The sequence below is a fragment of the Amaricoccus sp. genome (genome assembly GCF_017995835.1).
Taxonomy (GTDB): domain Bacteria; phylum Pseudomonadota; class Alphaproteobacteria; order Rhodobacterales; family Rhodobacteraceae; genus Amaricoccus.
The window spans coordinates 1-24,152 of the sequence record NZ_JAGOID010000026.1 but is presented as its reverse complement, the minus strand read 5'-3'; the positions used below and the strand labels follow the sequence as shown (position 1 = coordinate 24,152).

Below are 24,152 nucleotides of genomic sequence, written 5' to 3'. Positions count from 1 at the left end.
CCGCCGCCGCCGCGTTTTCCGCGCCGCTCCTCGCCGCCCGGGGGCTGGGCTTCGCCCGGGGCGGCGAGGCGATCCTCGCCGGCGTCGATTTCGCCATCCGTCGCGGCGAGATCGTCACCGTCGTCGGCCCCAACGGTTCCGGCAAGAGCACCTTCCTGCGCCTGCTCATCGGCGCGGACCGGCCGGACGCCGGGCAGGTGGCGCGGGCGCCGGGGCTGCGCATCGGCTACGTGCCGCAGCGGCTCGCGATCGACCACACCATGCCGATGACGGTGGACCGGTTTCTCGCCGTCGCCGGAGACCACGCCGGCCCCGCCGCCCGCTCGGCGGCGCTCGACCGCGTGGGGCTGGCCGGGCAGGGCGGGCGGCAGCTCATCGACCTCTCGGGCGGCCAGTTCCAGCGGACGCTGCTCGCCCAGGCGGTGCTGCGCCGGCCCGACATCCTCGTGCTCGACGAGGCGACGCAGGGGCTGGACCAGCCCGGCGTGGCGCGGTTCTACCGGCTCGTGGAGGAGCTCCATGCCGAACTCGGCTGCGCGGTGCTGATGGTCAGCCACGATCTGCACGTGGTCATGGCCGCGTCGGACCGGGTGATCTGCCTCAACGGGCATGTCTGCTGCGAGGGGGCGCCGACGGTGGTGTCGGCCGCGCCGGAGTACCGGGCGCTGTTCGGACTGGGAACGCAGGGGGCGCTCGCGCTCTATCGCCACGAGCACGACCACGAACACGCGGCCGGCGGGCACGCGCACGGGCATGACCACGACCACGACGTCCACGGGACCGGCGCGTGAGCCTGTTCGACGATTTCCTCGTCCGGGCGGCTCTCGCCGGGGTCGGCGTGGCGCTGGCGGCGGGCCCGCTCGGCTGCTTCGTCGTGTGGCGGCGCATGGCGTATTTCGGCGACGCGACGGCGCATGCCGCGCTTCTCGGGGTGACGCTGGCGCTGGCGAGTTCGCTTCCGGTGACGCTCGGCGTCGGGCTGACCGCGCTGGCGATGGCGCTCGTCATCACCGCCGCGGCCGGCCGCACCTATGCCGCGGACACGCTGCTCGGGGTCTCCGCGCACGGGGCGCTGGCGGTCGGCCTCGTCGCCGCCGGCTTCCTGCCGGGGGTGAGGGTCGACCTGCAAGCCTATCTTTTCGGGGACATTCTCGCCGTGTCGCGCGCCGATCTCGCGGTGATCTGGGGGGGCGCGGCGCTGGTCGTCGGCCTGCTCGTCTGGCGTTGGCGCAATCTGATCCTGACGACGCTCAACGCCGATCTCGCCGCGGCGGCCGGCCTCGCCTCGGCGCGCGAGCGGCTGGCGTTGACGCTGGCGCTCGCGGCGCTGGTCGCGGTCGCGATCAAGGTCGTCGGCGTCCTGCTGATCACCGCCATGCTGATCGTGCCGGCGGCGGCGGCGCGGCCGCTGTCGCGCACGCCGGAGGTCATGGCGTTCGGGGCGGCGGCGGTCGGGGCGCTGGCGGCGCTGGCGGGGCTCGGCGCCTCCATGCGGCTCGACAGCCCGACCGGGCCGACCATCGTGGTGGCCGCCATCGTCCTGCTTCTCCTCACCAACGGGCTCGCGGCGCTGCGGAAGTGACGCGTTTGCAGGTCATACCGGCGGGCTCATGAAACGACTCGCGGACGTTTTTTGACCTTTGACGTTTTTATCGTGTGTATTCAGGTGGTTACCATATCTATCACGCGTGTTAGCCCGTGTTGCGCCGCGCGGCTTGGTAGACTCGCCGGTATCAGTCGTTCGCCGCGCAGTCGCGGGCGAGGCGGCCGCGGCGCCCGCCGCGGCGGCGCGGGGCGAGGAGGGCGGCGCGGGCGGGAAGCTCCGCCATCACCGCCCGGCGCTCGGCGGGCGTCATGGCGGACCAGCGGCCGATCTCGTCGATGCTGCGGTGGCAGCCGATGCAGAGCCGCGTCTCGGGATGGATGACGCAGACCTTGACGCAGGGACTCTCGATCTCCGCCCGCTTCCAGACCTCGTCGCTCACGGCGCGATCCTCGCCAGCCGGTCCAGCATGCCCTGGAGGATATACCCTGCCGCCACGTGGTCGATCACCTCGGCGCGCCGGCGGCGCGAGGCGTCGGCCTCGAGCAGCGCCCGCTCGGCCGCGACCGTCGAGAGGCGCTCGTCCCAGAAGGCGATCGGCAGCGGCGTGAGCCGGCCGAGATTGCGGGTGAAGGCGCGCGTCGACTGCGCGCGCGGGCCCTCGGTCCCGTCCATGTTGCGCGGCAGGCCGAGGACAAGGCCGGCAATGGCCCGGTCCGTCACGATGGCCAGCAGCGCGGCGGCGTCGACGCCGAACTTCGTGCGCCGGATGGTGCGGAGCGGCGAGGCGATGCGCCGGTCGACGTCGGAGACCGCGACGCCGATCGTCGCCGTCCCGAGGTCGAGCCCGGCGAGCGCCCCGCGCGGCGGCAGCGCCGCGGCGAAGGCGATGGCGTCGTCGAAGGGTCCGCCGTCGGCGTTCATTCCGTCAGCCCGCCCGCCGCCGCCGTCTCGCGCAGGAGCCCGAGCGCGGCCGGGTCGGCGGCGAAGACCTCGCGCGCCTCGCGCCAGATCGCCCTGGCCTCGTCCTGCCGGCCGAGGACCGCGAGCGAACGGAGGAGCTGGGCCCAGTCCTCCGGAGGACCGCCCTCGGCCGCCAGCCGGTCGGCGAGGCCGGCGACCATGCTCTCGATCATCTCGTCGCGCGCCGCGTCCGAGGCCTCGGCCCCGGGGGGCGCGACGCCCGGCGGGACCGGCCGGCCGGCCAGCGCCGCCACTTCGCCGATCTGCGCCGCGATCGGCGCGATCCACGGCGCGTCGGGCGGCCCCTCGGCGACGAGGCGGGTCCAGAGCGTGTAGGTCAGGTCCGCACGGCCGCCTTGCAGCAGCGCGAGGCCGGAATAGTAGCGCGCCGCCGGCTCGTCGGGGTCGATGGCGAGCGCGCGGGTCAGCAGCGCCTCCGCCTCCGGCGAGACGTAGCCGTTGGTCGCGAGGATCATCGCCTCGGCGAGGCCAACGAGATCCTGCGCCGTCACGGCGCGGCCGAGGATGTCGACCGCCCGCTGCCACGCCGCGCGCGACGCGGTCCAGTTCCCGAGCGAGAGCTCGGTCCGCGCCAGCAGGCGCTGGCCCAGGGCGTCATCGGGGCGTGCGGCGACGGCGGCGCGGAGCTGGTCGAGAAGCGCCGCGTCCTGCGGGGGCAGGGCGGGGGCCTCCGGCGCGGGGGGCGCGGCGCTGGCGGCCATGGCCTCGACCTCGGCCTGGCCCGGCCGCTCGGCGCGGGCCTGGGCCAGCGCCGCCAGTCGCTCGGCGAGCGGCGCGTCGGGCCGCCCGGCGGCGCCGAGGGACGCGTAGATCCCGAGCGCCGCCACGACGAGCGCCGCGCCCAGCCCGCCGGCCGCCAGTCGCGAGACGCGCGGCGCCGCCGCCGCGGCCCCGGTCTCCGCAGCCTCGGCGTCGGCGGCGGCGAGCAGGCGTCGCGACACCTCGACGCGGACGGCCTCGGCCTCGTCGGCGGTGATGGCGCCGCGGGCGAGGTCGCTCTCCACCTCGCGGAGCTGGTCGCGATAGATGCGCAGATCATAGCTCGCCCGGCGCTCGGCGCCGCGCCCGCCCCGCAGGAGCGGTCGCAGCACGGCGCCGCCGGCGACGACCACGAGCGCCGCCGCCACGATCCAGAACATCGCTCCTGCCTGCATCTTCGGGTCCTGTCGCGTCGCCGCGGACCCTAGCCGCAGCGCCGCCGGGGCACAACGACCCCCGGCCCGCAAGATCGTGATCGCCGCCGCGCCGACCGGCGCTTGCAGCGGATCGGATCAGCCGGGGTCGAGCGCCTTGCGGAGGCGGGGGAGGCCGGCGCGCTTCAGGAGCGGGCGGAGCGCCGGTCGGGTCTCGGTGCGGGCGGCGACGGTCGCGACGACAGGACCGAGGTCGAGACCGTCGGCGAGGAGGTCGCAGAGAAACCCGTCCGGGTCTCGTGGCAGGACGCCGTGCCGGGCCAGCGCGCGCGGCGGGAAGTCGGCGCGGTTGCGGGTCAGCAGCACCTCGGCGCCGCCGGCGATGGCGGCGGCGAGCACGTGGCGGTCGCCCGGGTCGGGGAGCGCGAGCGTCGCCTCGAGGTCGGGCGGAGGCAGGATCTCGGCGGCTGGCCAGCCGGCGCGGAGCGCGGCGATGGCGGCGCGGGCCTCGGCCTCGATCGCGGGCCCGCGGCGGCGGGCGGCGCGGGCCCATTCCTCCAGAATGCGCGCCGACCAGAGCGGCGCGAAGCCGCCCGCGGCGGCCGCGCCGAGCAGGATCGCGCGCAGGATCGACGGCATCAGCACGTTGGCGTCGATGAGGACGCGCACCCCGCCCGCCGCGGCCGTCACGCCCCGAGGCGCAGGAACAGCGCCTTGAGATAGGCGCTTTCGGCGAGATGCGGATGGGTCGGGTGATCCGGCCCGGCAAAGCCGGTGTGCAGGACCTGCGCGCCGCGCCCGGCCCGACCGACGCCGCGCAGGCTCGCCTCGCGGAAGCGGCCGAGGTCGGCGGCGTGGCTGCACGAGCAGAGCACGAGGAAGCCGTCGGGCTCCACGAGGGCGGCCGCGAGCCGGGCGACGCGCTCGTAGGCGCGCAAACCGGCCTCCAGCGCCGACCTGTTGGGGGCGAAGGCCGGCGGGTCGGCGACGACGAGGCCGAAGCGGCGGCCCTCGGCCGCGAGCGCGGCCATGGCGTCGAAGGCGTCGGCCTTGCGGGTGGCGTAGCGCCCCGCGACGCCCGAGGCGCGCGCGCCGCCCTCGGCGAGCGCCAGCGCCGGCGCGGAGCCGTCGACGCCAAGGACGTCGGTCGCGCCGGCGACAAGCGCGGCGAGGCCGAAGCCGCCGACATGGCAGAACACGTCGAGGACGCTGCGACCGGCCGCGAGCCGAGCGGCGAACGCATGGTTGGGGCGCTGGTCGAAGAAGAGGCCGGTCTTCTGCCCGCCGAGCAGGTCGGCAAGGTAGACGGCGCCGTTCATCGGGGTCGGAACCGGGCCGTCGAGGACGCCTTGCAGCAGCACGGTCTCCTCGGGCAGTCCCTCGAGCGCCCGCGCCCGGCCGCCGGCGTTCTTGACCACGACGGCGGCGCCCGTCACCTCGCGGAGCGCCGCGACGAGGGCGGGAAGGCGGACCTCGGCCCAGGCAGCGTTCGGCTGCACGGCGAGCGCGTCGCCGAACCGGTCGATCACCACGCCCGGCAGATCGTCGGCCTCGGCATGAACGAGGCGGTAGAACGGCGCGTCGTGGAGGGTTTCGCGCAGCGCCAGCGCCCGGCGGAGGCGGGCGGCGAACCAGGCCGCGTCGATCGCGGCGGCGGGGTCGCGGTCGAGCATCCGCGCGGCGATCTTCGAGCCTGGGTTGAACGCCGCCGCCCCGATTGGCCGCCGTTCGGCGTCGTGGACCTCCACGACGGCCCCGGCGGGAACCGCTTTCGTCCGGCGGTCCATGACGATCTGGTCGGCATAGACCCAAGGCGCGCCCCAGCGGATCACCTGCGCCGAAACCTTCGGCCCCAGCCGGACGACCGGGCGCGGCTCGGACGGGCCGTCCATCACTTCAGGCCGACCGCGGCCGCAGGTGCTTGAGGTAATGCCCTTCGAGCTGGCGGAACAGGAAGACGAGAACGAAGGTCAGCACCATGTAGAGCGCGGCGGCGGTGAGGAATCCCTCGTAGGCGAGATAGTAGCGGGCGTTGAGCGTCCGTCCGGCCCCGAGGATGTCCTGCAACGTGATGACGCTGGCGATCGCCGAGCCGTGCAGCATGAACACCACCTCGTTGCCGTACTGCGGCAACGCCCGGCGCATCGCCGAGGGGATAAGCACCAGGAAGTCCACCTGCCGCTTCGACAGCCCCAGCGCGTTCGCCGCCTCGATCTCGCCGCGCGGGGTCGTTTCGATCGCGCCTCGAATGATCTCGGTCGCATAGGACCCGGAGTTCAGCGCGAAGGCGATGAGCGCGCACCACCAGGGCGAGCGCAGGAACGTCCAGGCCCAGCTGTCGCGGACCCATTCGAACTGCGACAGGCCGTAATAGATCAGGAAGGTCTGCACGAGGAGCGGCGTGCCGCGGAAGAGATAGACGTAGGCGTTGACGAGCTGCGACCAGAACGGGGTCTTGCGCGATCGGGCGATGCCGGAGGGCAGCGCGATGACGAAGCCGATCAGGAGCGCGAGGAAGGTGAGCTGGAGCGTCATCCAGGTGCCCGCGGCGAAGAGCCGCCAGTTCTCGAGGACGAGGTCAACGCGCATGATGGCCCACCAGCGCGTGCCGCCGCTCCAGCCAGTTGAAGACCTGCTGCGAGAGGAAGGTGAAGAGGAGGTAGACCAGCAGCACCGCGGTGAAGAACACGAAGGGCTGCCGCGCGGTCTTGCCGGCGTCGTTGGCGAGGCCGACGAGGTCCTGGAGGCCAATCACCGAGACGACGGCGGTCGACTTCACCAGCACCTGCCAGACATTCGAGTAACCGGGCAGTGCGAAGCGGATGAGCTGCGGGGCGATGATCTTGCGCACCATCGTCCAGCTGTGCAGGCCGAGGGCCTGCGCCGCTTCGGTCTGGCCGCGGGGAATGGTCATGTAGGCGCCGCGAAAGGTCTCGGTCAGGTAGGCGCCGTAGATGAAGCCGATCGCCAGCATCCCGGCGAGGAACGGCGACACGGAGAGCGGCCCGCTCCCGAAGGCGCCCATGACCACGTTCACCAGACGCTGGCCGCCGAAATAGATGAGCAGGATCATCACGAGGTCGGGCACGCCGCGCACGATCGTTGTGTAGATCTGCACCAGGGCGTTCGAAATGCGGCCGCCGCCGATCTTGCCGGCGGCGCCGAGCGCGCCGAGCGCGGTGGCGAGCGCCAGCGACACGATCGCCAGCGCGATGGTGACAAGCGCGCCCTTGGCGAGCAACGGCGCGTAGGCGATGAGCTGCTCCATCCGGGCGTCCCGCCGCGCGCGTCAGGAACCGTAGATGTCGATCTTGAAGTACTTCTTCTGGATCTCGTCGTACTTGCCGCTCTCGCGGAGCGCGAGGATCGCCGCCGAGAGCTTGTCGCGAAGCTCGGTGTCGCCCTTTCGCACGCCGACGGCCGCTCCCTCGCCGTGGATCTCGGGATCGAAGAACTGCTCGCCGACGCGGGCGTAGCCCTCGCCCGCCGGCGTGTTGACGAAGCCCTCCTCAAGCTGGATCGCGTCGCCGACGATGAGGTCGATGCGGCCGGAGGTCAGGTCGAGGATCGCCTCGTCCTGGCTGCCGTAGAGGGTGAGCTGCACGCCGGGATAGTGCTTCTCCACGTAAGCCTGGTGGATCGTGCCGCGCTGCGCGCCCACCACCTTTCCGTCGAGCCCGCCCGGAGCCGCCGGGTCGATGCCGCTGTCGGCGCGGCCGACGAACTCGTTCGGAACCTGGTAGTACTTGGCGGTGAAGTCGATGACCTGCTTGCGCTCCTCGGTCGAGGACATCGAGGCGACGATGGCGTCGCACTTCTTCTCGAGGAGGGCGGGGATGATGCCGTCCCAGTCGACCTTGACCAGCGTGCAGGTTTCGCCCACCTGCTCGCAGAGGGCGTTGGCCATGTCGATGTCAAATCCGACGAGCGAACCGTCGGCGGACGTCTCCGAAAACGGCGGATAGGCGCCCTCGACGCAGACGTTGAGCGCGAAGGCCGGTGTCGTCGCCAGGCAGAACGCCGCCGCGATCAGGTTTCTCATGTCCAGCTCCCTGTCGGGGTTATGCCCCCTGTCCCACGATTGGTAGTTGAGCCCGCGCGCAGGTCAAGCGCCTTCGCGCGCGCCTGTCGCTTCGGGCCCGTGTCGGGGCTCAGGCCAGCGCCTGGCGCAGGGCGGCGAGGGCCGGCAGCGCCGCGAGAGCGGCGAGCGTCCAGCGCGGCGTCGGGGGCGTCCCGAGGACGAGCGGCGCGGCCGCGGCCAGCGCCGCGACGGCGAGGCCGGGCGGGCCGCCGATCATGATCGCGGCGAAGCCCAGGAGGAGCGCGGCGGCGAGCGGCCCGCCCCCCGCCGCGCCGCCGAGGCCCGCGGCGACAAGCGCGGTCCAGGCGATCAGCGCCGCCCGCCCCCATTCCGCCGGCGCATCGCGCATCAGCGTGAGTCCGGCGAAGGCGAGCGAGGGGAGAAGGAGCGCGGCGGCGGCCAGCGGCGAGGCGAGGGACAGGGACATATCGCGGGGACCTCGGGCGTGCTAGGATCGTGGCATTGGAGGCTGACGCATAGGGGGACGACGCTTGATGGCCGAGATCTATTTCGCCAGCAACCGCGAGCTTCTGATCGAGAACCAACCCGGCGAGGTCGTCGCGCCCGCCTCGGAGATCTTCGGCCCCCGGTTCAACGCCGCCGGGCCGCAGTGCTTCCGGGTCGGCGTCGCCGAGGCGCGGCTCAAGGGGACCGACGCCAAGGACGACGACGCCTGGAGCGTCGGCAAGGTCCGCATCTTCGCCGAAACGCTGGACGCCACCAAACCCGAGGTCGCCGGCCAGAAGCTCGGCTCGGGCAAGATGTTCGAGGAGCTTCGCGTGAAGCTCAAGGCGGAGAACCTCGACGTCATCGTATACCTGCACGGCTTCGCCAACACCTTCGAGAACTCGGTGATCCGGGCGGCGGCGCTGCAATCGCTCTATTCCTCGTCGAAACAGAAGGTGCTGGTGGTTCTGTTCTCCTGGCCCTCGGACGGGCAGGTGGCTCCCGCCTGGAGCTACTTCTCCGACCGCGAGGACGCGGAGGCGTCGGGGCTCGCCATGGGGCGCGCTCTGAAGCGGCTCGTGGAGTTCCTCGAACAGATGCGGCGGGAGGACCGGGAGACGATCCTCGAGGCCCAGCGGCGCGGCGAGGTGCCCGATCGCAACGCGCTTCAGCAATGCACCCGGCGGCTCCACATCCTGGCGCACAGCATGGGCAACTGGGCCCTTCGGCATGCGCTGAGGAAGTTCGTCGAGCTGAACGAGGGGCGCACGCCGCGGATCTTCGACAGCGCCTTCCTGATGGCGGCGGACGAGGACCACGACGCGCTCCACGAGCCGCTCAAGCTCAAGGCGCTCGACCAGCTCGCCAACCAGGTCTTCGTCTATCACGCGAACAACGACGTCGCCCTGACCATCTCGGACCGGACCAAGGGCATGGCCGACCGGCTGGGCGCGGACGGGCCGCAGAATCTCGACCGGGTGAGCGAGCGGGTATTCGCCATCGACTGCCGCGACATCAGCGAGACGACGCTGTCGCACGGCCGGCACCAGTACTACCGGCTCCGGCCGGAAGCGATCGCCGACGTGCAGGCGACGCTTGCGGGCCTGGCGCAGGTCGATCGCAAGGGACGCGATGCAATCCGTCCGGGTCGGAGCTGGCGGCTGAAGCCCGCCGCCAAGCCGCGAGGTCCGCGATAGCCGGCCGGTTCGATCCGGCCTCCCGACGCGGCCTGAAACCGGCGGATCGCCGCGCGCGTCGATCCGCCGCACGCCCGGGCTACGGGCTAACACGCGTGATAGATAGGGTAACCACCTGAATACGCACGATAAAAAGGTCAAAGGTCAAAAAAGGTCCGCGAGTCGTTTCATGAGCCCGCCAGTATAGGATCCCGCCGTTTCCGCCGCTTGCCCCGCCCCGACCGGGCAGGTGGCTTTCGCGCCGTCTTGTCGGGGTCGAGGGCCGCTGGTTTCAGTTGAAGACGGCGCGGAGATTGAGCGAGCTCGCGGTCCCGATGGCGGTCCAGTGCTCGTGCAGGCACCGGTCCATGGCGGCGCGGCCCGCCTCCTTCAGCTGGAGCAGCAGCCCGCGGTTGGGGGTGAGCTTCGTCGCCACGCCGAGCTGGCGCATCAGTTCGTCGTCGCTGACGGAATGGATGCGGACGTCCTTCATCGCGCCGGGCTCGATCTTGCCCGCCTCGATGAGACGGTGGACGAAGTCGATGGCCCGAAGCTCTTGCAGCAGCGAAGAATTGAAGCTGATCTCGTTGATGCGGTTGAGGATTTCCGTCGCGGTATCGGGAACCTCCTCGCGGCGGATCGGGTTGATGTGGACGATGATGACGTCGTTCGCGCCGGTGCCGTAGAAGAGCGGGAAGAGCGCGGGATTGCCCATGTAGCCGCCATCCCAATATGCCTCCAGGACGCCGGTCGCGGCGTCGGGGATCTGGATCGCCTGGTAGAGGGTCGGCAGGCAGGCGGAGGCGAGGATCGCGTCCGGCCCGATCTCCTCGCCCTGAAAGACCTTGATCTTGCCGCTGCGCACGTTCGTCGCGCAGATGAAGAGCTTCGGCCAGGCGTCGCGGCCGATCGAGTCGAAATCCATCATGTCGGTCACGATCGAACGCATCGGGTGATAGTTCGTCGGGTTGAACTGGTAGGGCGACAGCACCCGCGTCACCGCCTCCGCCGCCATCGCGACGGGGCTGAGTTCGAGGATCCGCGCCGTCACCGCCGGCGAAGGCGAGAAGGCCCGCAGCCAGTCGAGCACCTCTGCCGGCATGAAGCCGTCGAGGCCTGCGACCTTCAGCCAGAACCGGTCGAGGCTGCGCCGCGCCTCCTCGCGTCCGCCGGCGACATAGCCGGACTTGAGCGCCGCCGCGTTCATCGCCCCGGCCGAGGTGGCGGTGATTCCCTCGATCTCGACCGTCTCCTCCTCGAGCAACCGGTCGAGCGCGCCCCAGGTGAAGGCGCCGTGGGCACCGCCGCCCTGGAGCGCGAGGTTGACGACCTTGCGATCACGCCTCACAGCGCGGTCCACCCGCCGTCGACGGAAATGGTCGTGCCGGTGATCTGCTCGGCCGCGGGCGAGCAGAGGAAGGTGACGACGCCGCCGAGCTGCTCGACGGTGGCGAACTGCTTGGACGGCTGGCGCTGGAGCAGGACCTCGCGGATCACCGTCTCGCGGTCCATGTTGTACTGCTTCATCGTGTCGGGGATCTGCGCCTCGACCAGCGGCGTCAGCACGTAGCCGGGGCAGATCGCGTTGCAGGTGATCGGCTCCTGCGCCGTCTCCAGCGCGCAGACCTTCACGAAGCCAACCTGGCCGTGCTTTGCCGCGACATAGGCCGACTTGAACGGCGAGGCGGTCAGCCCGTGCGCCGAGGCGATGACGACGATGCGGCCCCAGCCGCGCTCGCGCATGATCGGCAGCGCCGCGGCGGTGGTGTGGAAGGTCGAGCCGAGGATGATCGCCTGGAGCCGGTCCCACATAGCGGGCTCGAACTTGTCGATCGGCGCGACGTGCTGGATGCCGGCGTTGGGGACGAGGATGTCGACCGAGCCGAGCTTCTCCTTCGCCGTGGCGATCAGGGCGCGGCAGGCTTCGCCGCTCGCCATGTCGGCGGCGATGTAGGCCGCCTTCACTCCGTGCTCGTCTGCGATCCTCTGGGCGAGCGCATGGTCTTCCGGCCGGTCGGTGAAGGAGTTGATGGCGACGTTGACGCCCTCCTTCGCCAGCGCCTCGGCGATGCCGAGACCGATGCCCGAGTTCGATCCGGTGACGACCGCCACCTTGCCCTTCAGCGACATCGCGTCCTCCGCCAGTTGTTGCCGTGCGGCAACATAGTCGCTGCGGTTGCGAAGGCAACCGGGCCAAGGGTCAAATCAGGGTCAAATCTCCGCGCTGCCGGCGGCGACATAGCCGCAACGCCAGCGTCGTACCTCCCAGCCAGGGTGTTCGCCGGCCCAGCGAGCGACCTCGATCTGGCCGCCGGCGACGCACATCATCAGCGACACGTCGCGCGGGTCGTAGAGCTGCGGGAAGTCCCGGCAGGCGCCGGCGGAGAGGCAGGCGACGATAACGAGTTCGAGCACGGGCGTCTCTCCTTTCGCCCGAGCTTGCGCCGCGGCGACCCGCCGGTCCCGAAGAAGCGCCGATCAAGGGCCGAAATTGGCCGATGCCATGGAGGAATCCCGGTCCTCATGCATGCCGGTCGCAGGACCGGCGGCGATCGGGAGTCCGGTCATCATGCCGTTCCACCCGGGCGGCGGGACAGGTCGAGCGAGTCGAGTGCTGCAAATGCGCGCGCTCGCGCCCGAATCACGACGCAGACAAAAAAGACGCCCTCGCAAGGAGGGCGTCAAGTCGTTGAGGCAGGTTTCATACAGGCAAGAAACCTATCGAGCAGTGATCCTCTTATACGAAATCAACGGCCTACCGCCAAGCCAAAAATCTTGCTGCGGGCCCCGGAAGCCGCGGATAAAGCTGGGCCAGGTTAATCGGAATCCGGGATGTGACGCATATGACACGCCTGCTCCGGGCGGCGCGGATCGCCGTCTGCGCCGCGCTTCTCGCGCCCACGACGACGCTCGCCCAGCCGCAGCACGCGATAGCTATGTACGGCGAACCGGCGCTCCCACCGGATTTTGTGGCGCTCCCCTATGCGAATCCTGACGCCCCCAAGGGCGGCACGGTGCGGCTCGGCGAGACCGGCGGCTTCGACAGCCTCAACCCCTTCATCCTGAAGGGGCGTGCGCCGTGGCCGGTGCAGACGATGGTTCTCGAGACGCTTATGGGGCGAAACTGGGACGAGCCCTTCACGCTCTACGGCCTTCTGGCCGAATCGATCGAGACCGGTCCGAATCGCGAGTGGGTCGAATTCACCCTGCGCCCGGAGGCGAAGTTCTCCGATGGCAGCTCGGTCACGGTGGAGGACGTGATCTGGTCGATGCAGACGTTGACGGAGAAAGGCCTGCCAAGATACGCAAACGCCTGGACAAAGGTCGCAAGTGTCGAGCAGACCGGCGAGCGGTCGGTCCGCTTCGTCTTCAACGCCGCTGACGCCGAGCTGCCGCTGATCATCGGGCTGCGGCCGATTCTCAAGAAGGCGGACTGGGGCAGCGTCGACTTCGCCGAATCGACCTTGCGTCGGCCGATCGGGTCGGGGCCGTACGTGATCGGGGAGTTCGAGCCCGGCCGCTACGTGAACTTCGATCGGGATCCCGACTATTGGGGCAAGGATCTGCCGCTCAACCGCGGCGTGCACAACTTCGACCGGGTGCGCTACGAGTACTTCATCGACGCTGGCGTGCTGTTCCAGGCGTTCACCGCGGGCGAACTGTCGGCCTATCGCGAGCTTGACCCGAAACGCTGGGCGACAGGCTACGACTTTCCGGCCGTCACCTCCGGCCGGGTGGTGAAGTCCGAGATCCCGCACGGCCGGCCCTCCGGCATGGAGGGATTCGTCTTCAACACCCGCCGGCCGATCTTTCAGGACTGGCGGGTGCGCGACGCGCTGCTCCACGCGTTCAACTTCGAATTCGTCAATGCGACGCTGAACGACGGGGCCTTCCCGCGGCGGGCGAGCTACTTCGCCAACTCCCGGCTGGCGATGGGGCAGGGGCCGGCCGAGGGGCGGGTGCGGGCGCTGCTCGAACCCTTCGCGGCCGACCTGCCGCCGGACGCGCTCGACGCCTATGCGCTGCCCGCCTCGGACGGCAACCAGCGCAATCGCGCCAACATGCGCGCGGCGACGCGGCTGTTGGAGGAGGCCGGCTGGAAGTCCGAGGGCGGGGTGCTGCGCGACGCCGGGGGCAATCCCTTCACGTTCGAGATCCTGGTGCAGGCCGGCCAGCCGACGCTCTCCTCGGGCAATGTCGAGGCGATCGCCAACCTCTATGTCGACGCCCTGCGCCAGCTCGGCGCGCAGGCGAGCGTCAAGGTCGTCGACCAGGCGCAGTTCACCGAACGGCGCAACGCCTACGACTACGACATGATCGTCGGCGGCTGGGCGATGAGCCTGAGCCCCGGCAACGAGCAGACGCTCTATTTCGGCTCTGCGGGCGTGACGACGCCGGGAACGCGCAACTATCCGGGCATCGCCAGTCCCGCGGCCGAAGCCATGATCGCCGGCCTCCTCGCCACCCGCGACGAGGCCGAGTTTGTCGCCGCGACCCAGGCCCTCGACCGGGTGCTGACCACGGGACGCTACGTGATTCCGTTCTGGTTCTCCGACATCAGCCGGATCGCCCATGTCAGCCAGATGGAATTCCCGGAGACGTTGCCGGTCTACGGCGACTGGACCGGCTGGATGCCCGATGTCTGGTGGTGGCGGGAATGAGGGCGCGGGCGACTCAGAACTCCACCTCCAGCTCGACGATCGCGTCCGGCTCGGAGCGAGCGTCCCCGGTCCATTCCTGCATGAGCGGCCAGTCAAAGATCGCCTCGCAATATCCTGTGAGAAGCGGGGAAAGCTCCACCGAATAGGTGCGGAATCGCGTGCAGACCGGCGCATACATCGCGTCCGCTGCCGTGGGCCGACCGAACAGGAACGGGCCGCCGTAGCGCTCCAGGCATTCCGCCCAGATCGCACGGATCCGCTCGATGTCGGGCCGAGCCCCGGAGAAGACCTTGAAGGTCTGGTGTCGCGCCCGCAGGTTCATCGGCAGCGCCGAGCGCAGGTTGTAGAACCCCGAATGCATCTCTCCGGCGATGGCCCGGGCGTGGGCCCGCATGCCCCGGTCGGCAGGCCAGAGCCCGGCGTCGGGAAAAGCCTCGTTGAGGTACTCCGCGATCGCCAGCGTGTCCCAGACCTCGACGCCGGCATGCGAGAGCCGCGGAACCAGCACCGAGGGCGACAGCAGCAGCAGCTCCTGGCGCTGGCGCGGGTCGCTGGTGTCGACGGGCCGCTCGGCGAAGTCGAGCCCCGCCATGCGGCAGAGCAGCCAGCCGCGGAGCGACCAGGAGGAGTAGTTCTTGGAGGAGATGGTCAGGGTGGCGCGCGGCATCGCGGTGGCGACCTCTTTCTCGGTTGCGTTGCACAAACAATCTTGCGGCGCCGCACAAGGGTTTGCATAGTTTATTTCGCACCCGCAGGCGGAGGACCCCAGCCCCGATGCTCTACGAGACCTACCAGCTCCACGACGACATCCTCACGCCGTGGCGCCGCTTCGCGCGCGCCGTCGGAATCCCGCGCATGCCGACGCTGACGCGGGTCGGCTCCCGGGCGGCGCGGGAGGCGAGCGCCTTCTGGGAGCTGGTGAGCCGCGTGCAGCTCACCCATGTCCGGCCCGATTTCGGCATCCGCAAGGTGTTGAGCGGAAACGCGGAAGTCGATGTGGTCGAGGAGGTCGACCTCGCGCTGCCCTTCGGCGGCCTGCTGCATTTCCGCAAGCCGGACGTGGAAACGGCGCAGCCGAAGGTGCTGGTCATCGCACCGCTGTCCGGGCATTTCGCGACGCTCCTGCGCAACACCGTGGCGACGCTCCTGCGCGACCACGACGTCTACATCACCGACTGGGCCAACGCCCGCGACGTGCCGGCCTCGGCCGGATCCTTCGGGGTCGACGACTACATCGACTACGTGATTCGCTTTCTCGAGGTGATGGGGGAGGGGGCGCACGTTCTTGCGGTCTGCCAGCCCTGCGTGCAGACGCTCGCCGCCGTCGCGGTCATGTCGGCGGAGAATCACCCGGCGACGCCCCGCTCCATGACGCTGATGGCGGGTCCGATCGACACGCGCGAGAGTCCGACCTCGGTCAACGACCTCGCCAACGAGAAGACCCTCGACTGGTTCCGCTCCAACGTGATCGCCCGCGTGCCCTTCCGCTACAAGGGCAGGGGCCGGCGCGTCTACCCGGGCTTCGTGCAGCTTGCCGCCTTCATGTCGATGAACATGGAGCGCCACCGCAGCGCCCACCAGAAGCTCTATCGCCACCTCGCCAACGGCGAGGAGGACAAAGCGGCGGGGATCAAGGACTTCTACGACGAGTACTTCGCCGTGCTCGACCTGACCGAGGAGTTCTACCTGGAGACCATCGACCGGGTGTTCCAGCGCGCCGACCTCGCCAGCGGCGCTTTCATGTATCGCGGCCGCAAGGTCGACACCGCAGCGATTCGCAAGACCGCGCTGCTGACCGTCGAAGGCGGCCGCGACGACATCTGCGCGCTCGGCCAGACCGCCGCGGCGCACGAACTCTGCGCCTCGCTGCGTCCGCACCTGCGCCGCCACCACCTGCAGGCCAATGTCGGGCACTATGGCGTGTTCTCCGGCCGGCGCTGGGAGCAGGAGATCTATCCGGTCGTGCGCAACGTGATCCTCTCCATGGAGTGATCCCGCGCCGATCTGGCGCGGACGGGTGGAAGCGGTTACGACTGGCCTCGCCGGAGGCATGGTGGAGGGAGCCGTCCGGCAGAGGCGTGGCGCGCGGCGCGTTTGGAAGGCACGGAGGCGTGGGTGAGCGGTCTAAACCAGCGCTCTTGAAAAGCGCCGAACCGCAAGGTTCCGTCCGTTCGAATCGGACCGCCTCCGCCATTCATCGACCCGCCGCGGCGAAAGCGCGGAAGTCTCCGTCCGCGCCGGGTTCTTGATGGCGAGCGGCATGGTTTCCTCGCGCCTGTCACGGCAAGCAACCAGGCTCAAGTGCGGAGCACCCGGTAGATCGCCGGGATCACCAGCACCGTCAGCAGGGTCGATGACACGAGGCCGAACAGCAGCGAAATCGCGAGGCCCTGGAAGATCGGGTCGGTCAGGATCACCGCGGCGCCGATCATCGCCGCGAGCGCGGTGAGCAGGATCGGCTTGAAGCGGATCGCGCCGGCCCGGAGCAGGGTCTCGGTCAGCGGCTGGTCGGGGCTCGCGCCGTGGCGGATGAAGTCGACGAGCAGGATCGAGTTGCGCACGATGATGCCGGCGAGCGCGATGAAGCCGATCATCGAGGTGGCGGTGAAGGGTGCGCCGAACAGCCAGTGGCCGCCGAGAATGCCGATGAAGGTCAAGGGGATCGGCGTCAGGATCACCAATGGTACCTTGAACGAGCCGAACTGGGCGACGACGAGGATATAGATGCCGAGGAGCGCCACCATGAAGGCCGCCCCCATGTCGCGGAAGGTGACCCATGTCACCTCCCACTCGCCGTCCCAGAGCAGCGTGGGCGTGCTCTCGTCCTCGGGCTGGCCGTGCAGCCTGATCGCGGGCTTCGGCAACCCGGTCCAGTCCTGGGCATCGAGCGCGTCCTGCACGGCGATCATGCCATAAAGCGGCGCCTCGAAGTCGCCGGCGAGCTCGGCCGTCACCATCTCGGCCGCCCGGCCGTTGTGGCGGAAGACCGGCCAGGAGGCGCGTTCGTCCGCGACCCGCACCACGTCGCCGAGCTCGACCACACCGCGGTCGCCGGGCAGCACGTTGGCCGGGATCGGCGTGGTCAGCGCCCGCTCGTCGAGGGTCTTCTGGCCGGCGGGGCGCTCGATGCGGATCGGGATCGGCTGGCGCCCGCCGCCGCGGTGCGAATAGCCGACGGTCTTGCCGCCGCCGAGGATGGCGAGCGTGTCGAAGACGTCGGACTCCTGCACCCGGTAGAAGTCCGCGTCGTCGGTCGAGATCGTCGCGCGCAGCCGTCGGGCGGGCTGGCCGTACGAATTGTCGACGTCGACCACGAAGGGAACCGAGCGGAAGGCGGCCTCGACCTTCCCGGCGACCGCGCGCCGGGTCTCGGGGTCGGGGCCGTAGATCTCGGCGAGCAGCGTCGCCAGCACCGGCGGTCCGGGGGGCGGCTCCATCACCTTGAGCACGGTGCCGGGCGGCACGTCGAGGGCGGCGATCCGCTCGCGGATGTCGAGGGCGATGGCATGGCTCGCGCGGTCGCGCGCGTGCTTGGGCACGAGGTTGATCGCGACCTCGCCCTGCTCGGGCGCAGTCCGCAGATAGGCGTGGCGCACGAGGCCGCTGAAGTTGAAGGGTGCCGCGGTCCCGGCGTGGACCTGCGCCGAGCGGACCTCGGGGAGCCCGAGCACCGTGCGCGCTACCGCCTGCGCCACGGCGTCGGTCGCCTCGACCGACGCGCCCTCGGGCAGGTCGATCACAACCTGCAACTCCGACTTGTTGTCGAAGGGCAGGAGCTTCACGGTGACGTCGCGGGTGTAGAAGAGCGACAGCGAGCCGAGCGTCAGGACGCCGACCGCGAGGAGGAACGCCCAGGCCCGCACCTTGCCAGCGAGCAGCGGCCGGGCGACCGCGACATAGGCCCGCCCGAGCGCGCCGCCGTCGGCTGCGTGCCCCTTGCCATGCGCGGCGGGGGTGCGGCCCGCGATGCGCAGCATCAGCCAGGGCGTGACCGTCACCGCGACGAAGAACGAGAAGATCATCGCCGCCGAGGCGTTGACCGGGATCGGGCTCATGTAGGGGCCCATCATGCCGGAGACGAACAGCATCGGCAGCAGCGCCGCCACCACGGTCAGCGTCGCGACGATGGTCGGGTTGCCGACCTCGGCCACTGCCTCGATGGCGGCCTGCCGGCGCGGGCGGCCGTCGCCCATGCTCCGGTGGCGGGCGATGTTCTCGATCACCACGATGGCGTCGTCGACCAGAATGCCGATCGAGAAGATCAACGCGAAGAGCGAGACGCGGTTCAGCGTGTAGCCCATCAGCCACGAGGCGAAGAGCGTGAGCAGGATCGTCACCGGGATCACCACCGCGATGACGACGCCCTCGCGCCAGCCGATGGCGATGACCACGAGACCGATGATCGAGACGGTGGCAAGGCCGAGGTGGTAGAGAAGCTCGTTCGCCTTCTCGTTCGCGGTTTCGCCGTAGTTGCGGGTGATCTCGACGGTGATATCGGCCGGGATCAGCGTTCCTTCGAGCGCGCTTACCCGGTGCAGGATGGCGTCGGCCACCGTCACCGCGTTGGCGCCGGCGCGCTTGGCGACCGCGAGGGTCACCGCCGGCGCCCGCATCACTCCCGGCGCGACCGAGGAGACGAGATGCGTGCCGCTCTCGGTGGTGAAGCCGACCTCGGCGACGTCGCGGACATAGACCGGGCGGCCGTCGCGCGCGGTCAGCAGCAGGTTGCCGATCTCGTCCGGGGTGCGGAGGGTCTCGCCGGCGAGCAGGCCGATCGCTTCGCCGCCGTCGCGCACCTGCCCGGCGGGAAAGGCGCGGTTGGCGCCCTCGACCTTGGCCCCGAGCTGTTGCAGGGTGACGCCATGGAGCGCCAGCCGCGCGGGGTCGGGCGCGATCCTCAGTATCTCGCCGGTCTCGCCGACGAGGTATGTGAGGCCGACGTTCTCGACCTTCGCAACTTCGGCGCGCAGCTCCCGCGCAATCCGGGTGAGATCGTTCGCGGTGATCCGGCCGGCGGCGGCCGGCGATGGCGCGAGCGTCAGGGCGAGGATCGCCACGTCGTCGATGCCGCGACCGACGATCAGCGGCTCGGGGATGCCTATGGGCATGCGGTCGTAGTTCGCGCGCACCTTCTCGTGCACGCGGAGGATCGCCGCGTCGGAGGGCGTGCCGACCTCGAAGCGCGCCGTCACCATCGCCCGGTCGTCGGCGGTCTGCGAATAGACGTGCTCGACGCCGCTGATGCCCTTGACGATGGTCTCGAGCGGCTCGGTCACCAGCTTCACCGCGTCCTCGGCGCGCAGACCGTCGGCGCGCACGATGACATCGACCATCGGCACCGAGATCTGCGGCTCCTCCTCGCGCGGCAGCGAGACGAGCGCGAGGACGCCGAAGACGAGGGCGGCGATCAGGAAGAGCGGCGTCAGCGGCGAGGCGATCGTCGCCCGCGTCAGCTGCCCGGCGATGCCGAGCCGTGTCTCGTCCGTCATGGCACGACCAGCGTGTCGCCGGCAGCAAGGCCGGTCAGGATCTCGATGCGGTCGCCGACAGCTTCGCCCGGAATGACGGCGCGCTCGACCTCCTTGCCGCCTTCGACGACGGTTACGAAATCGATTCCCGAACGGGTGACGACGGCGGCTGCGGGCGCCAGCAGCGCCTGCCGCTCGCCGACCGGCAGCTCGACCGGAATCCGGGCCTTGACGAAGGCGGCGGGAAGGTCCGCGACCTCGACATCGGCCGTCACCCGCCCGCCGACGATCTCGGGATAGACCTTGACGAGCCGCCCCTCGGTCGCGGCGCCGGCCGCGCCAATGCGGATGCGGTCACCCTGCCTGAGCGCCGCCGCGTGCCGCTCCGGGACCGCGAGCCTCAGGTAGAGCCCGCCCGAGGCGATGCTCGCCACCGGCTCGCCGGCGAGGATGACGGCGCCGCGCGTGACCGGGACGCTCAGCACCCGGCCGGCCTCGGGTGCGAGCACCTCGCCCTCGGCCGACTGCTGCGCGACCACGGCGCGCCCCGCCTCGGCGGCCGCGAGCTGGCCGCGAGTGACGTCGACCGTTGTGCGCAGCTGGTCGACCTGCTGCGCCGTCACCACCCCGCGCTGGACCAAGGTCTGGCCGCGGCCGAGCTCGGTCTCGGCGGTGACGAGCTGTGCCTCGAGCGCGGCGATCTCCGCGTCGAAGGCGGCGATCTGGAAACCGAGCTTCTCATCGCGGACGGTGGCGACGAGTTGGCCGGCAGCCACCACGTCACCCTCGGTGACGAGGAGCGCGTCGATGACGCCGCCGATGCGCGCGCGGGCCGGCGCCTCGCTCCGCGGCTCCACCGTGCCGAAGACCGGCTTCCACTCGGTGATCGTTTCGGACGCGAGCACGAGGGTTTCCGCCGATACGGAACCGGCGGCGAGCAGGCCCGCGGCAAGGAGCAGGACGCGCACCGGCACGGCCTCAGAAGGCGCTGCCCGGCCTCAGGCCGAGCTTGCGGAAGACGACCGCCGCGAGGCAGAATCCGGTGAAGGCCGATTGCAGCAGGTTCAGGCCGACGAAGACGGTGAGCCAGGCGAACCATGGCGACACCCAGGCGGTCAGGGCGACCGAGACGAGCACCATGAAGCCGGCGAAGGCGAGGACGGAACGATCGAGGGTCATATGTCTTTCTCCCGCGTCTGAAGGATGCGCCGGCGCACCGGCGCTTGACATATATATGAGAAATTGCTACATTAGCAACACCTGATGGAAAGGAACCATGCTCGACGCCGACATCGCGGAAATGCAAGGCAAGGTTGCCGAAGTCAGCAGCACGCTGCGGCTGCTCGGCAACGAGAAGCGGCTGCTCGTGCTCTGCCGGCTGGCGATGGCGGGCGAGATGTCCGTGGGCGCACTCGCCGAGGCGGTTGGACTGAGCCAGTCCGCCCTGTCGCAGCACCTCGCCAAGCTGCGCGCCGACGATCTCGTCGCGACCCGTCGCGAGGCGCAGGTTCTCCACTACCGCATCAGGGATCCGCGCGTCGGGCGTCTGCTGGAAGCCCTCTACGGGATCTACTGCGCGGCGCCCGAAGGTGGTTCCGGCTCCTGACCGCCGTTTCGGGCCATCATCGATGCGCGACCCGCCACTGGTCGGAGCAGCCGGCGCGGGCGGCGGCCGGACGTTCGATGCCGGGCGGGTCGACGAAGTGTACTTGCGTCAGGCGCCAACGGGAGCCTTTCCGGCGGCGCTGCGTGGGATCGTGTCCCGGGACGTGGTGCAGCTGGTGTTCCGTCTCTAGCAAAGGATTCCCAACGGGAGCGGTAGATGCGATTCCCCGGGGATGCAGAAACAGGCTTGCATCTGGTTGTCTCCTGCGGATCGGGCGACGCTGGACGGTTGGGTGGCGGACCGCACCACGCCGCAGAAGCTGGTGCAGCGAGCGCGTATCGTGCTGATGTCGGCGGCCGGCGCCGGGACGATGGCGATCGTGCGCGCGCTGGGCAAGAGCAAGCGCACGGTCGGCCCCTGGCAGGAGCGCTATCTGGCGCAGGGCATCGAAGGCTTGCCGCGCGACGCCAGCCGCCTTGGCCGCAAGCCGCTGTCGGCTGCGGTGATCAAGCGTGATGGCCCGCGCCGCTGGCATCAGCCACACCAGCGTGCAGCGGCCGCCAAGCGCTGGCCTTCCCGCGCGTCACCGACCCCGCGGCGCCGCCGATCCGGCTCGAGCGGCACGTGCCGACCTCGACCCCCACGATCCGGCGGCGGCTGGCCATGGCTTTGGCCAGTCGCCTGCAACGATGTCCCTGCTGCGCACGAGCGATGGACGCGCCGCGTCACATTCGCAATTCATGACGCAGCAAGACTAGTCGGCGCTCCACCCGCCATCGACGATCACGGCGCTGCCGGTAACCAGAGCCGCTGCGTCGGATGACAGGAAGACCACCGCCCCCACCACGTCGCCCGGCGTTCCCAGACGGCCGAGCTTGATCTTCGACACGATCGCTTGCCGCGCTGCGGGGTCTTCCAGGAAGGGCGCGGTCATCGGGGTCTCGATGAATGTCGGCCCGACGGTATTCACACGGATCCCTTTGGGTCCGAGCTCGACCGCAAGCGATTTGGTGAAGCCCTCCAGCGCCCATTTCGACGCGCAGTAGATCGTGCGGTTCGCGGCCCCTACGTGCCCCATCTGCGAGGACATGTTGATGATCGACCCGGCGATCCCCGCCTTCATCATCGCCCCGCTGACCGCCTTGGCGGCAAAGACCGCCGCGCGCAAATTGAGCCCCAAGACTGCATCGTAGTCCTGCTCGGTCACGTCCGAGAGCGGCTTCGGACGGTTGGTCCCGGCATTGTTCACGAAGATGTCGAAGGCCGGCAGATCAGCGATGATGGCGGCGAAGCCCGCCACGTCCGTGACATCCGCCACGAGATGCGTGGCCTTGAAGCCTCTCGCCCGGATTTCGGCGGCGCCCTCGGCGATCTCGCTTTCGGTGCGGGCGCAGAGCGTGACCTCCGCCCCCATCGCTGCCAGCCCCTCGGCGATAGAGCGGCCGAGGCCGCGCCCGCCGCCGGTCACCAGGGCGCGGCGACCGGCAAGCGAAAGCTTCTGCTGGATATCAAAACCCGACATGACCAGCCGTCACTTGATAGCCTGCGGATTGATCGGCGATCCGGCGCCGCCGGGCAGATGCAGCGGGGGGGCAATGAAGAAGAACTCGTAGACCTTGTCCGCCGCGCAATCCTCGGCCAGCTCCTTCAGGTAGAAGATCTCGCCCATGGCGATGCCCATGGCGGGGATCACCACCCAGTGCCAGGGCTGGTTGGCCTCGTCGGTCTGGTTCGGGCGAACCTCGCAGCCCCAGGTGTCGGTGCAGATGCCGGCGACATCCTTGTCGCGCAGCCAGAAGCAGGTCTCGAAGGCCATGCCCGGGGCGTCGCCGCCGGCGTAGCCGTCCCAACTGCCCGCGGCGAGGCAGCGTTCCTGATGGCCGGTGCGAACCAGGACGAAATCGCCCTTGCGAACCTCGACGCCCTGCGCGGCGGCGCAGGCGTTCAGATCCGCGGGCGTGATCGCGTAACCGTCGTCGAGCGAGTCGACGCCCTTCCAGCGCGCGATGTCCAGAAGCACGCCGCGGCCGATCATCTTGTCGCGGTAGTGCTCGATCCCGAGCTTCTGCGCGCCCCTCACGTCGACGAGCTTGGCGTCGTATCCGTTGTACATCTTGTCATCGAGGAAGATGTGGCACAGCCCGTCCCATTGGGTCGAGGCCTGACAAGGCATGTTGATCGCATCGTCGGCATAACGGAGATAGGCCTTGCCGTCGCCGTCCTGGTTGCCCGCGGCCGCATCGGTGCCGGTGGCCAGCATGGTGTGGATCGGGTTCCAGCGCCCGCCGAACAGGCCCGACTGGATCGGCTCCTTCAGCGACAGGCCAAGCCCGAAGGTCTTGCCCTTTCGCACCAACCCGGCCGCCGCGACAATATCCGCGGGTTCGATGTTGTTCAGCGTGCCGATCTGGTCATCCGACCCCCAGCGGCCCCAGTTCGAGACCTTCTTTGCAGCGTCGTAGATCGCCTGACGGTTCAGAGCCATGGTTTCCTCCGGTTGATTGACGGCGGCGGAATAGTCCCAGCAAATAGAGAATGCAGCCCGCAGGTAACCCTGCGGGCTAGTTCTTGAAACTACATCTCGGTCAAGAAACCGGGCCTGGGGGAGAAACATGTTTGAATTGCTTGACAACGAGGCCAATCTTACACGAAATCAGAAGCTTCTGGTCATGGCCGGCACCTTTGCCATCGTGCTGGAGTTTCTGGACTACTTCCTGATCGGATTCATCCTGACGTTCGTGGCCAAGCCCTGGGGGCTCAGCTTCGGTCAATCCTCGATCATCCTTCTGTCCTCGGGCGTGGGGGCGATGATCGGGGCGGCATGGTTCGGTCGCATGGCTGACCGGATCGGGCGACGCAAGGTCTTCATGGCGACGATCATCGTCTTTACCGCCGGCATGGCGGCGTTGATCTTCACGCCCGATTCGCCCGCGGTCGGCTGGATCTGGCTGACCGTCTTTCGTTTCGTGATCGGCTTCGGCGGGGGCGGGCTCTACTGCGTGGACGTGCCGCTGATCCAGGAGTTCATGCCCACGCGCAAGCGCGGCAGGATCA

26 protein-coding genes and 1 tRNA gene are annotated in these 24,152 nt (G+C 69.9%); 9 read left to right on the top strand and 18 right to left on the bottom strand.

All coding sequences use genetic code 11. The features are described 5' to 3' along the window. Window positions 1-44 precede the first annotated feature (44 nt). Together KBA23_RS06380 and KBA23_RS06375 are read left to right on the top strand one after the other, a co-directional pair. Window positions 45-791: a metal ABC transporter ATP-binding protein gene (locus KBA23_RS06380; protein ID WP_290738188.1), complete on the top strand. Its 747-nt coding sequence runs from the start codon at window positions 45-47 to the stop codon at window positions 789-791. Between the two features lie 2 nt (window positions 792-793). Further along, window positions 794-1,582: a metal ABC transporter permease gene (locus tag KBA23_RS06375; RefSeq protein WP_290738185.1), complete on the top strand. Its 789-nt coding sequence runs from the start codon at window positions 794-796 to the stop codon at window positions 1,580-1,582. A gap of 151 nt (window positions 1,583-1,733) precedes the next feature. Here the strand turns inward: KBA23_RS06375 and KBA23_RS06370 are convergent, their stop codons facing one another. The 9 genes from KBA23_RS06370 to KBA23_RS06330 all read right to left on the bottom strand — a co-directional run bounded on the left by KBA23_RS06370 (window position 1,734) and on the right by KBA23_RS06330 (window position 8,168). Then, window positions 1,734-1,985, bottom strand: a complete 252-nt coding sequence (locus KBA23_RS06370) for a DUF1289 domain-containing protein (protein WP_290738159.1) — start codon at window positions 1,983-1,985, stop codon at window positions 1,734-1,736. After that, on the bottom strand, window positions 1,982-2,467 hold the full coding sequence (gene ruvX / locus KBA23_RS06365; RefSeq protein WP_290738156.1) for a Holliday junction resolvase RuvX: 486 nt from the start codon (window positions 2,465-2,467) through the stop codon (window positions 1,982-1,984). The genes KBA23_RS06370 and ruvX overlap by 4 nt, the downstream gene beginning before the upstream one ends. Further along, on the bottom strand, window positions 2,464-3,681 hold the full coding sequence (ccmI, locus tag KBA23_RS06360; RefSeq protein WP_290738153.1) for a c-type cytochrome biogenesis protein CcmI: 1,218 nt from the start codon (window positions 3,679-3,681) through the stop codon (window positions 2,464-2,466). Before ccmI ends, ruvX begins: the two co-directional genes overlap by 4 nt. 117 nt (window positions 3,682-3,798) lie before the next feature. Beyond that, complete coding sequence (locus KBA23_RS06355; RefSeq protein WP_290738149.1) at window positions 3,799-4,329, bottom strand: RSP_2648 family PIN domain-containing protein; 531 nt, start codon at window positions 4,327-4,329, stop codon at window positions 3,799-3,801. Window positions 4,330-4,346: 17 nt separating this feature from the next. After that, window positions 4,347-5,552, bottom strand: coding sequence for an RSP_2647 family RNA methyltransferase (locus tag KBA23_RS06350; protein ID WP_290738146.1), 1,206 nt, complete (start codon window positions 5,550-5,552; stop codon window positions 4,347-4,349). A 4-nt stretch (window positions 5,553-5,556) separates the two neighbouring features. Next, window positions 5,557-6,249, bottom strand: coding sequence for an ABC transporter permease (locus tag KBA23_RS06345; protein WP_290738144.1), 693 nt, complete (start codon window positions 6,247-6,249; stop codon window positions 5,557-5,559). Next, window positions 6,239-6,928 carry an ABC transporter permease subunit gene (locus KBA23_RS06340; protein WP_290738141.1) on the bottom strand — a complete coding sequence of 230 codons (690 nt, stop codon included), beginning with the start codon at window positions 6,926-6,928 and terminating at the stop codon, window positions 6,239-6,241. Before KBA23_RS06340 ends, KBA23_RS06345 begins: the two co-directional genes overlap by 11 nt. A gap of 21 nt (window positions 6,929-6,949) precedes the next feature. Then, entirely contained in the window at window positions 6,950-7,702 is a 753-nt protein-coding gene (locus tag KBA23_RS06335; protein WP_290738139.1) for a transporter substrate-binding domain-containing protein, read from the bottom strand. 109 nt (window positions 7,703-7,811) lie between these two features. Next, entirely contained in the window at window positions 7,812-8,168 is a 357-nt protein-coding gene (locus tag KBA23_RS06330; RefSeq protein ID WP_290738137.1) for a hypothetical protein, read from the bottom strand. A 67-nt stretch (window positions 8,169-8,235) separates the two neighbouring features. Between KBA23_RS06330 and KBA23_RS06325 the strand changes: the two genes are divergently transcribed. After that, on the top strand, window positions 8,236-9,384 hold the full coding sequence (locus KBA23_RS06325) for an alpha/beta hydrolase (RefSeq protein ID WP_290738134.1): 1,149 nt from the start codon (window positions 8,236-8,238) through the stop codon (window positions 9,382-9,384). A 271-nt stretch (window positions 9,385-9,655) separates the two neighbouring features. Here the strand turns inward: KBA23_RS06325 and KBA23_RS06320 are convergent, their stop codons facing one another. The 3 genes from KBA23_RS06320 to KBA23_RS06310 form a co-directional block, all read right to left on the bottom strand. Further along, window positions 9,656-10,711 carry a patatin-like phospholipase family protein gene (locus KBA23_RS06320; protein ID WP_290738130.1) on the bottom strand — a complete coding sequence of 352 codons (1,056 nt, stop codon included), beginning with the start codon at window positions 10,709-10,711 and terminating at the stop codon, window positions 9,656-9,658. After that, window positions 10,708-11,493, bottom strand: a complete 786-nt coding sequence (locus KBA23_RS06315; RefSeq protein ID WP_290738127.1) for a 3-hydroxybutyrate dehydrogenase — start codon at window positions 11,491-11,493, stop codon at window positions 10,708-10,710. The genes KBA23_RS06320 and KBA23_RS06315 overlap by 4 nt, the downstream gene beginning before the upstream one ends. Before the next feature lie 81 nt (window positions 11,494-11,574). Then, window positions 11,575-11,778 carry a hypothetical protein gene (locus KBA23_RS06310; protein WP_290738124.1) on the bottom strand — a complete coding sequence of 68 codons (204 nt, stop codon included), beginning with the start codon at window positions 11,776-11,778 and terminating at the stop codon, window positions 11,575-11,577. Between the two features lie 428 nt (window positions 11,779-12,206). Between KBA23_RS06310 and KBA23_RS06305 the strand changes: the two genes are divergently transcribed. After that, window positions 12,207-14,024, top strand: coding sequence for an extracellular solute-binding protein (locus KBA23_RS06305; RefSeq protein ID WP_290738121.1), 1,818 nt, complete (start codon window positions 12,207-12,209; stop codon window positions 14,022-14,024). 13 nt (window positions 14,025-14,037) lie between these two features. Here KBA23_RS06305 and KBA23_RS06300 read toward each other — a convergent pair whose 3' ends face one another. Further along, window positions 14,038-14,691 carry a glutathione S-transferase gene (locus KBA23_RS06300; RefSeq protein WP_290738118.1) on the bottom strand — a complete coding sequence of 218 codons (654 nt, stop codon included), beginning with the start codon at window positions 14,689-14,691 and terminating at the stop codon, window positions 14,038-14,040. 107 nt (window positions 14,692-14,798) lie between these two features. On the opposite strand from KBA23_RS06300, the gene phaZ reads away from it, so the two are divergent. Further along, window positions 14,799-16,016 (top strand): polyhydroxyalkanoate depolymerase, encoded by a 1,218-nt coding sequence (gene phaZ, locus KBA23_RS06295; RefSeq protein ID WP_290738115.1) that lies wholly within the window; start codon window positions 14,799-14,801, stop codon window positions 16,014-16,016. Between the two features lie 113 nt (window positions 16,017-16,129). Beyond that, window positions 16,130-16,217, top strand: a tRNA-Ser gene (locus tag KBA23_RS06290). Window positions 16,218-16,321: 104 nt separating this feature from the next. Here the strand turns inward: KBA23_RS06290 and KBA23_RS06285 are convergent. The 3 genes from KBA23_RS06285 to KBA23_RS06275 are packed head-to-tail and all read right to left on the bottom strand — an operon-like array spanning window position 16,322 to window position 20,671. Beyond that, a complete protein-coding gene (locus KBA23_RS06285) occupies window positions 16,322-19,513 on the bottom strand; it encodes an efflux RND transporter permease subunit (protein ID WP_290738112.1) in 3,192 nt (1,063 codons plus the stop codon). Beyond that, window positions 19,510-20,460 carry an efflux RND transporter periplasmic adaptor subunit gene (locus KBA23_RS06280; RefSeq protein ID WP_290738109.1) on the bottom strand — a complete coding sequence of 317 codons (951 nt, stop codon included), beginning with the start codon at window positions 20,458-20,460 and terminating at the stop codon, window positions 19,510-19,512. Before KBA23_RS06280 ends, KBA23_RS06285 begins: the two co-directional genes overlap by 4 nt. Before the next feature lie 10 nt (window positions 20,461-20,470). Next, window positions 20,471-20,671 (bottom strand): DUF2892 domain-containing protein, encoded by a 201-nt coding sequence (locus KBA23_RS06275; protein WP_290738106.1) that lies wholly within the window; start codon window positions 20,669-20,671, stop codon window positions 20,471-20,473. A 97-nt stretch (window positions 20,672-20,768) separates the two neighbouring features. Here KBA23_RS06275 and KBA23_RS06270 point away from each other — a divergent pair, with 97 nt between their 5' ends. Both KBA23_RS06270 and KBA23_RS06265 read left to right on the top strand, forming a co-directional pair. Then, window positions 20,769-21,098, top strand: a complete 330-nt coding sequence (locus KBA23_RS06270) for a metalloregulator ArsR/SmtB family transcription factor (protein ID WP_290738103.1) — start codon at window positions 20,769-20,771, stop codon at window positions 21,096-21,098. A 232-nt stretch (window positions 21,099-21,330) separates the two neighbouring features. Continuing rightward, window positions 21,331-21,921, top strand: a complete 591-nt coding sequence (locus tag KBA23_RS06265) for a helix-turn-helix domain-containing protein (protein WP_290738100.1) — start codon at window positions 21,331-21,333, stop codon at window positions 21,919-21,921. Here KBA23_RS06265 and KBA23_RS06260 read toward each other — a convergent pair. Beyond that, entirely contained in the window at window positions 21,853-22,620 is a 768-nt protein-coding gene (locus KBA23_RS06260) for an SDR family NAD(P)-dependent oxidoreductase (RefSeq protein ID WP_290738097.1), read from the bottom strand. The genes KBA23_RS06265 and KBA23_RS06260 overlap by 69 nt on opposite strands. Before the next feature lie 9 nt (window positions 22,621-22,629). After that, entirely contained in the window at window positions 22,630-23,583 is a 954-nt protein-coding gene (locus KBA23_RS06255) for a cyclase family protein (RefSeq protein ID WP_290738094.1), read from the bottom strand. Between the two features lie 127 nt (window positions 23,584-23,710). Between KBA23_RS06255 and KBA23_RS06250 the strand changes: the two genes are divergently transcribed. Next, on the top strand, window positions 23,711-24,152 hold a 442-nt coding region (locus tag KBA23_RS06250), incomplete at its 3' end, for an MFS transporter (protein ID WP_290738091.1).

What these genes read in the sequence shown, in the direction of transcription:
- phaZ (WP_290738115.1), top strand. Translation starts at nt 14,799, where the DNA reads ATGCTCTACGAGACCTACCAGCTCCACGACGACATCCTCACGCCGTGG.
- KBA23_RS06340 (WP_290738141.1), bottom strand. Translation starts at nt 6,928, where the DNA reads ATGGAGCAGCTCATCGCCTACGCGCCGTTGCTCGCCAAGGGCGCGCTT.
- KBA23_RS06255 (WP_290738094.1), bottom strand. Translation starts at nt 23,583, where the DNA reads ATGGCTCTGAACCGTCAGGCGATCTACGACGCTGCAAAGAAGGTCTCG.
- ruvX (WP_290738156.1), bottom strand. Translation starts at nt 2,467, where the DNA reads ATGAACGCCGACGGCGGACCCTTCGACGACGCCATCGCCTTCGCCGCG.
- KBA23_RS06335 (WP_290738139.1), bottom strand. Translation starts at nt 7,702, where the DNA reads ATGAGAAACCTGATCGCGGCGGCGTTCTGCCTGGCGACGACACCGGCC.
- KBA23_RS06285 (WP_290738112.1), bottom strand. Translation starts at nt 19,513, where the DNA reads ATGACGGACGAGACACGGCTCGGCATCGCCGGGCAGCTGACGCGGGCG.
- ccmI (WP_290738153.1), bottom strand. Translation starts at nt 3,681, where the DNA reads ATGCAGGCAGGAGCGATGTTCTGGATCGTGGCGGCGGCGCTCGTGGTC.
- KBA23_RS06260 (WP_290738097.1), bottom strand. Translation starts at nt 22,620, where the DNA reads ATGTCGGGTTTTGATATCCAGCAGAAGCTTTCGCTTGCCGGTCGCCGC.
- KBA23_RS06345 (WP_290738144.1), bottom strand. Translation starts at nt 6,249, where the DNA reads ATGCGCGTTGACCTCGTCCTCGAGAACTGGCGGCTCTTCGCCGCGGGC.
- KBA23_RS06325 (WP_290738134.1), top strand. Translation starts at nt 8,236, where the DNA reads ATGGCCGAGATCTATTTCGCCAGCAACCGCGAGCTTCTGATCGAGAAC.
- KBA23_RS06350 (WP_290738146.1), bottom strand. Translation starts at nt 5,552, where the DNA reads ATGGACGGCCCGTCCGAGCCGCGCCCGGTCGTCCGGCTGGGGCCGAAG.
- KBA23_RS06300 (WP_290738118.1), bottom strand. Translation starts at nt 14,691, where the DNA reads ATGCCGCGCGCCACCCTGACCATCTCCTCCAAGAACTACTCCTCCTGG.
- KBA23_RS06270 (WP_290738103.1), top strand. Translation starts at nt 20,769, where the DNA reads ATGCTCGACGCCGACATCGCGGAAATGCAAGGCAAGGTTGCCGAAGTC.
- KBA23_RS06305 (WP_290738121.1), top strand. Translation starts at nt 12,207, where the DNA reads ATGACACGCCTGCTCCGGGCGGCGCGGATCGCCGTCTGCGCCGCGCTT.
- KBA23_RS06315 (WP_290738127.1), bottom strand. Translation starts at nt 11,493, where the DNA reads ATGTCGCTGAAGGGCAAGGTGGCGGTCGTCACCGGATCGAACTCGGGC.
- KBA23_RS06275 (WP_290738106.1), bottom strand. Translation starts at nt 20,671, where the DNA reads ATGACCCTCGATCGTTCCGTCCTCGCCTTCGCCGGCTTCATGGTGCTC.
- KBA23_RS06330 (WP_290738137.1), bottom strand. Translation starts at nt 8,168, where the DNA reads ATGTCCCTGTCCCTCGCCTCGCCGCTGGCCGCCGCCGCGCTCCTTCTC.
- KBA23_RS06265 (WP_290738100.1), top strand. Translation starts at nt 21,331, where the DNA reads ATGCAGAAACAGGCTTGCATCTGGTTGTCTCCTGCGGATCGGGCGACG.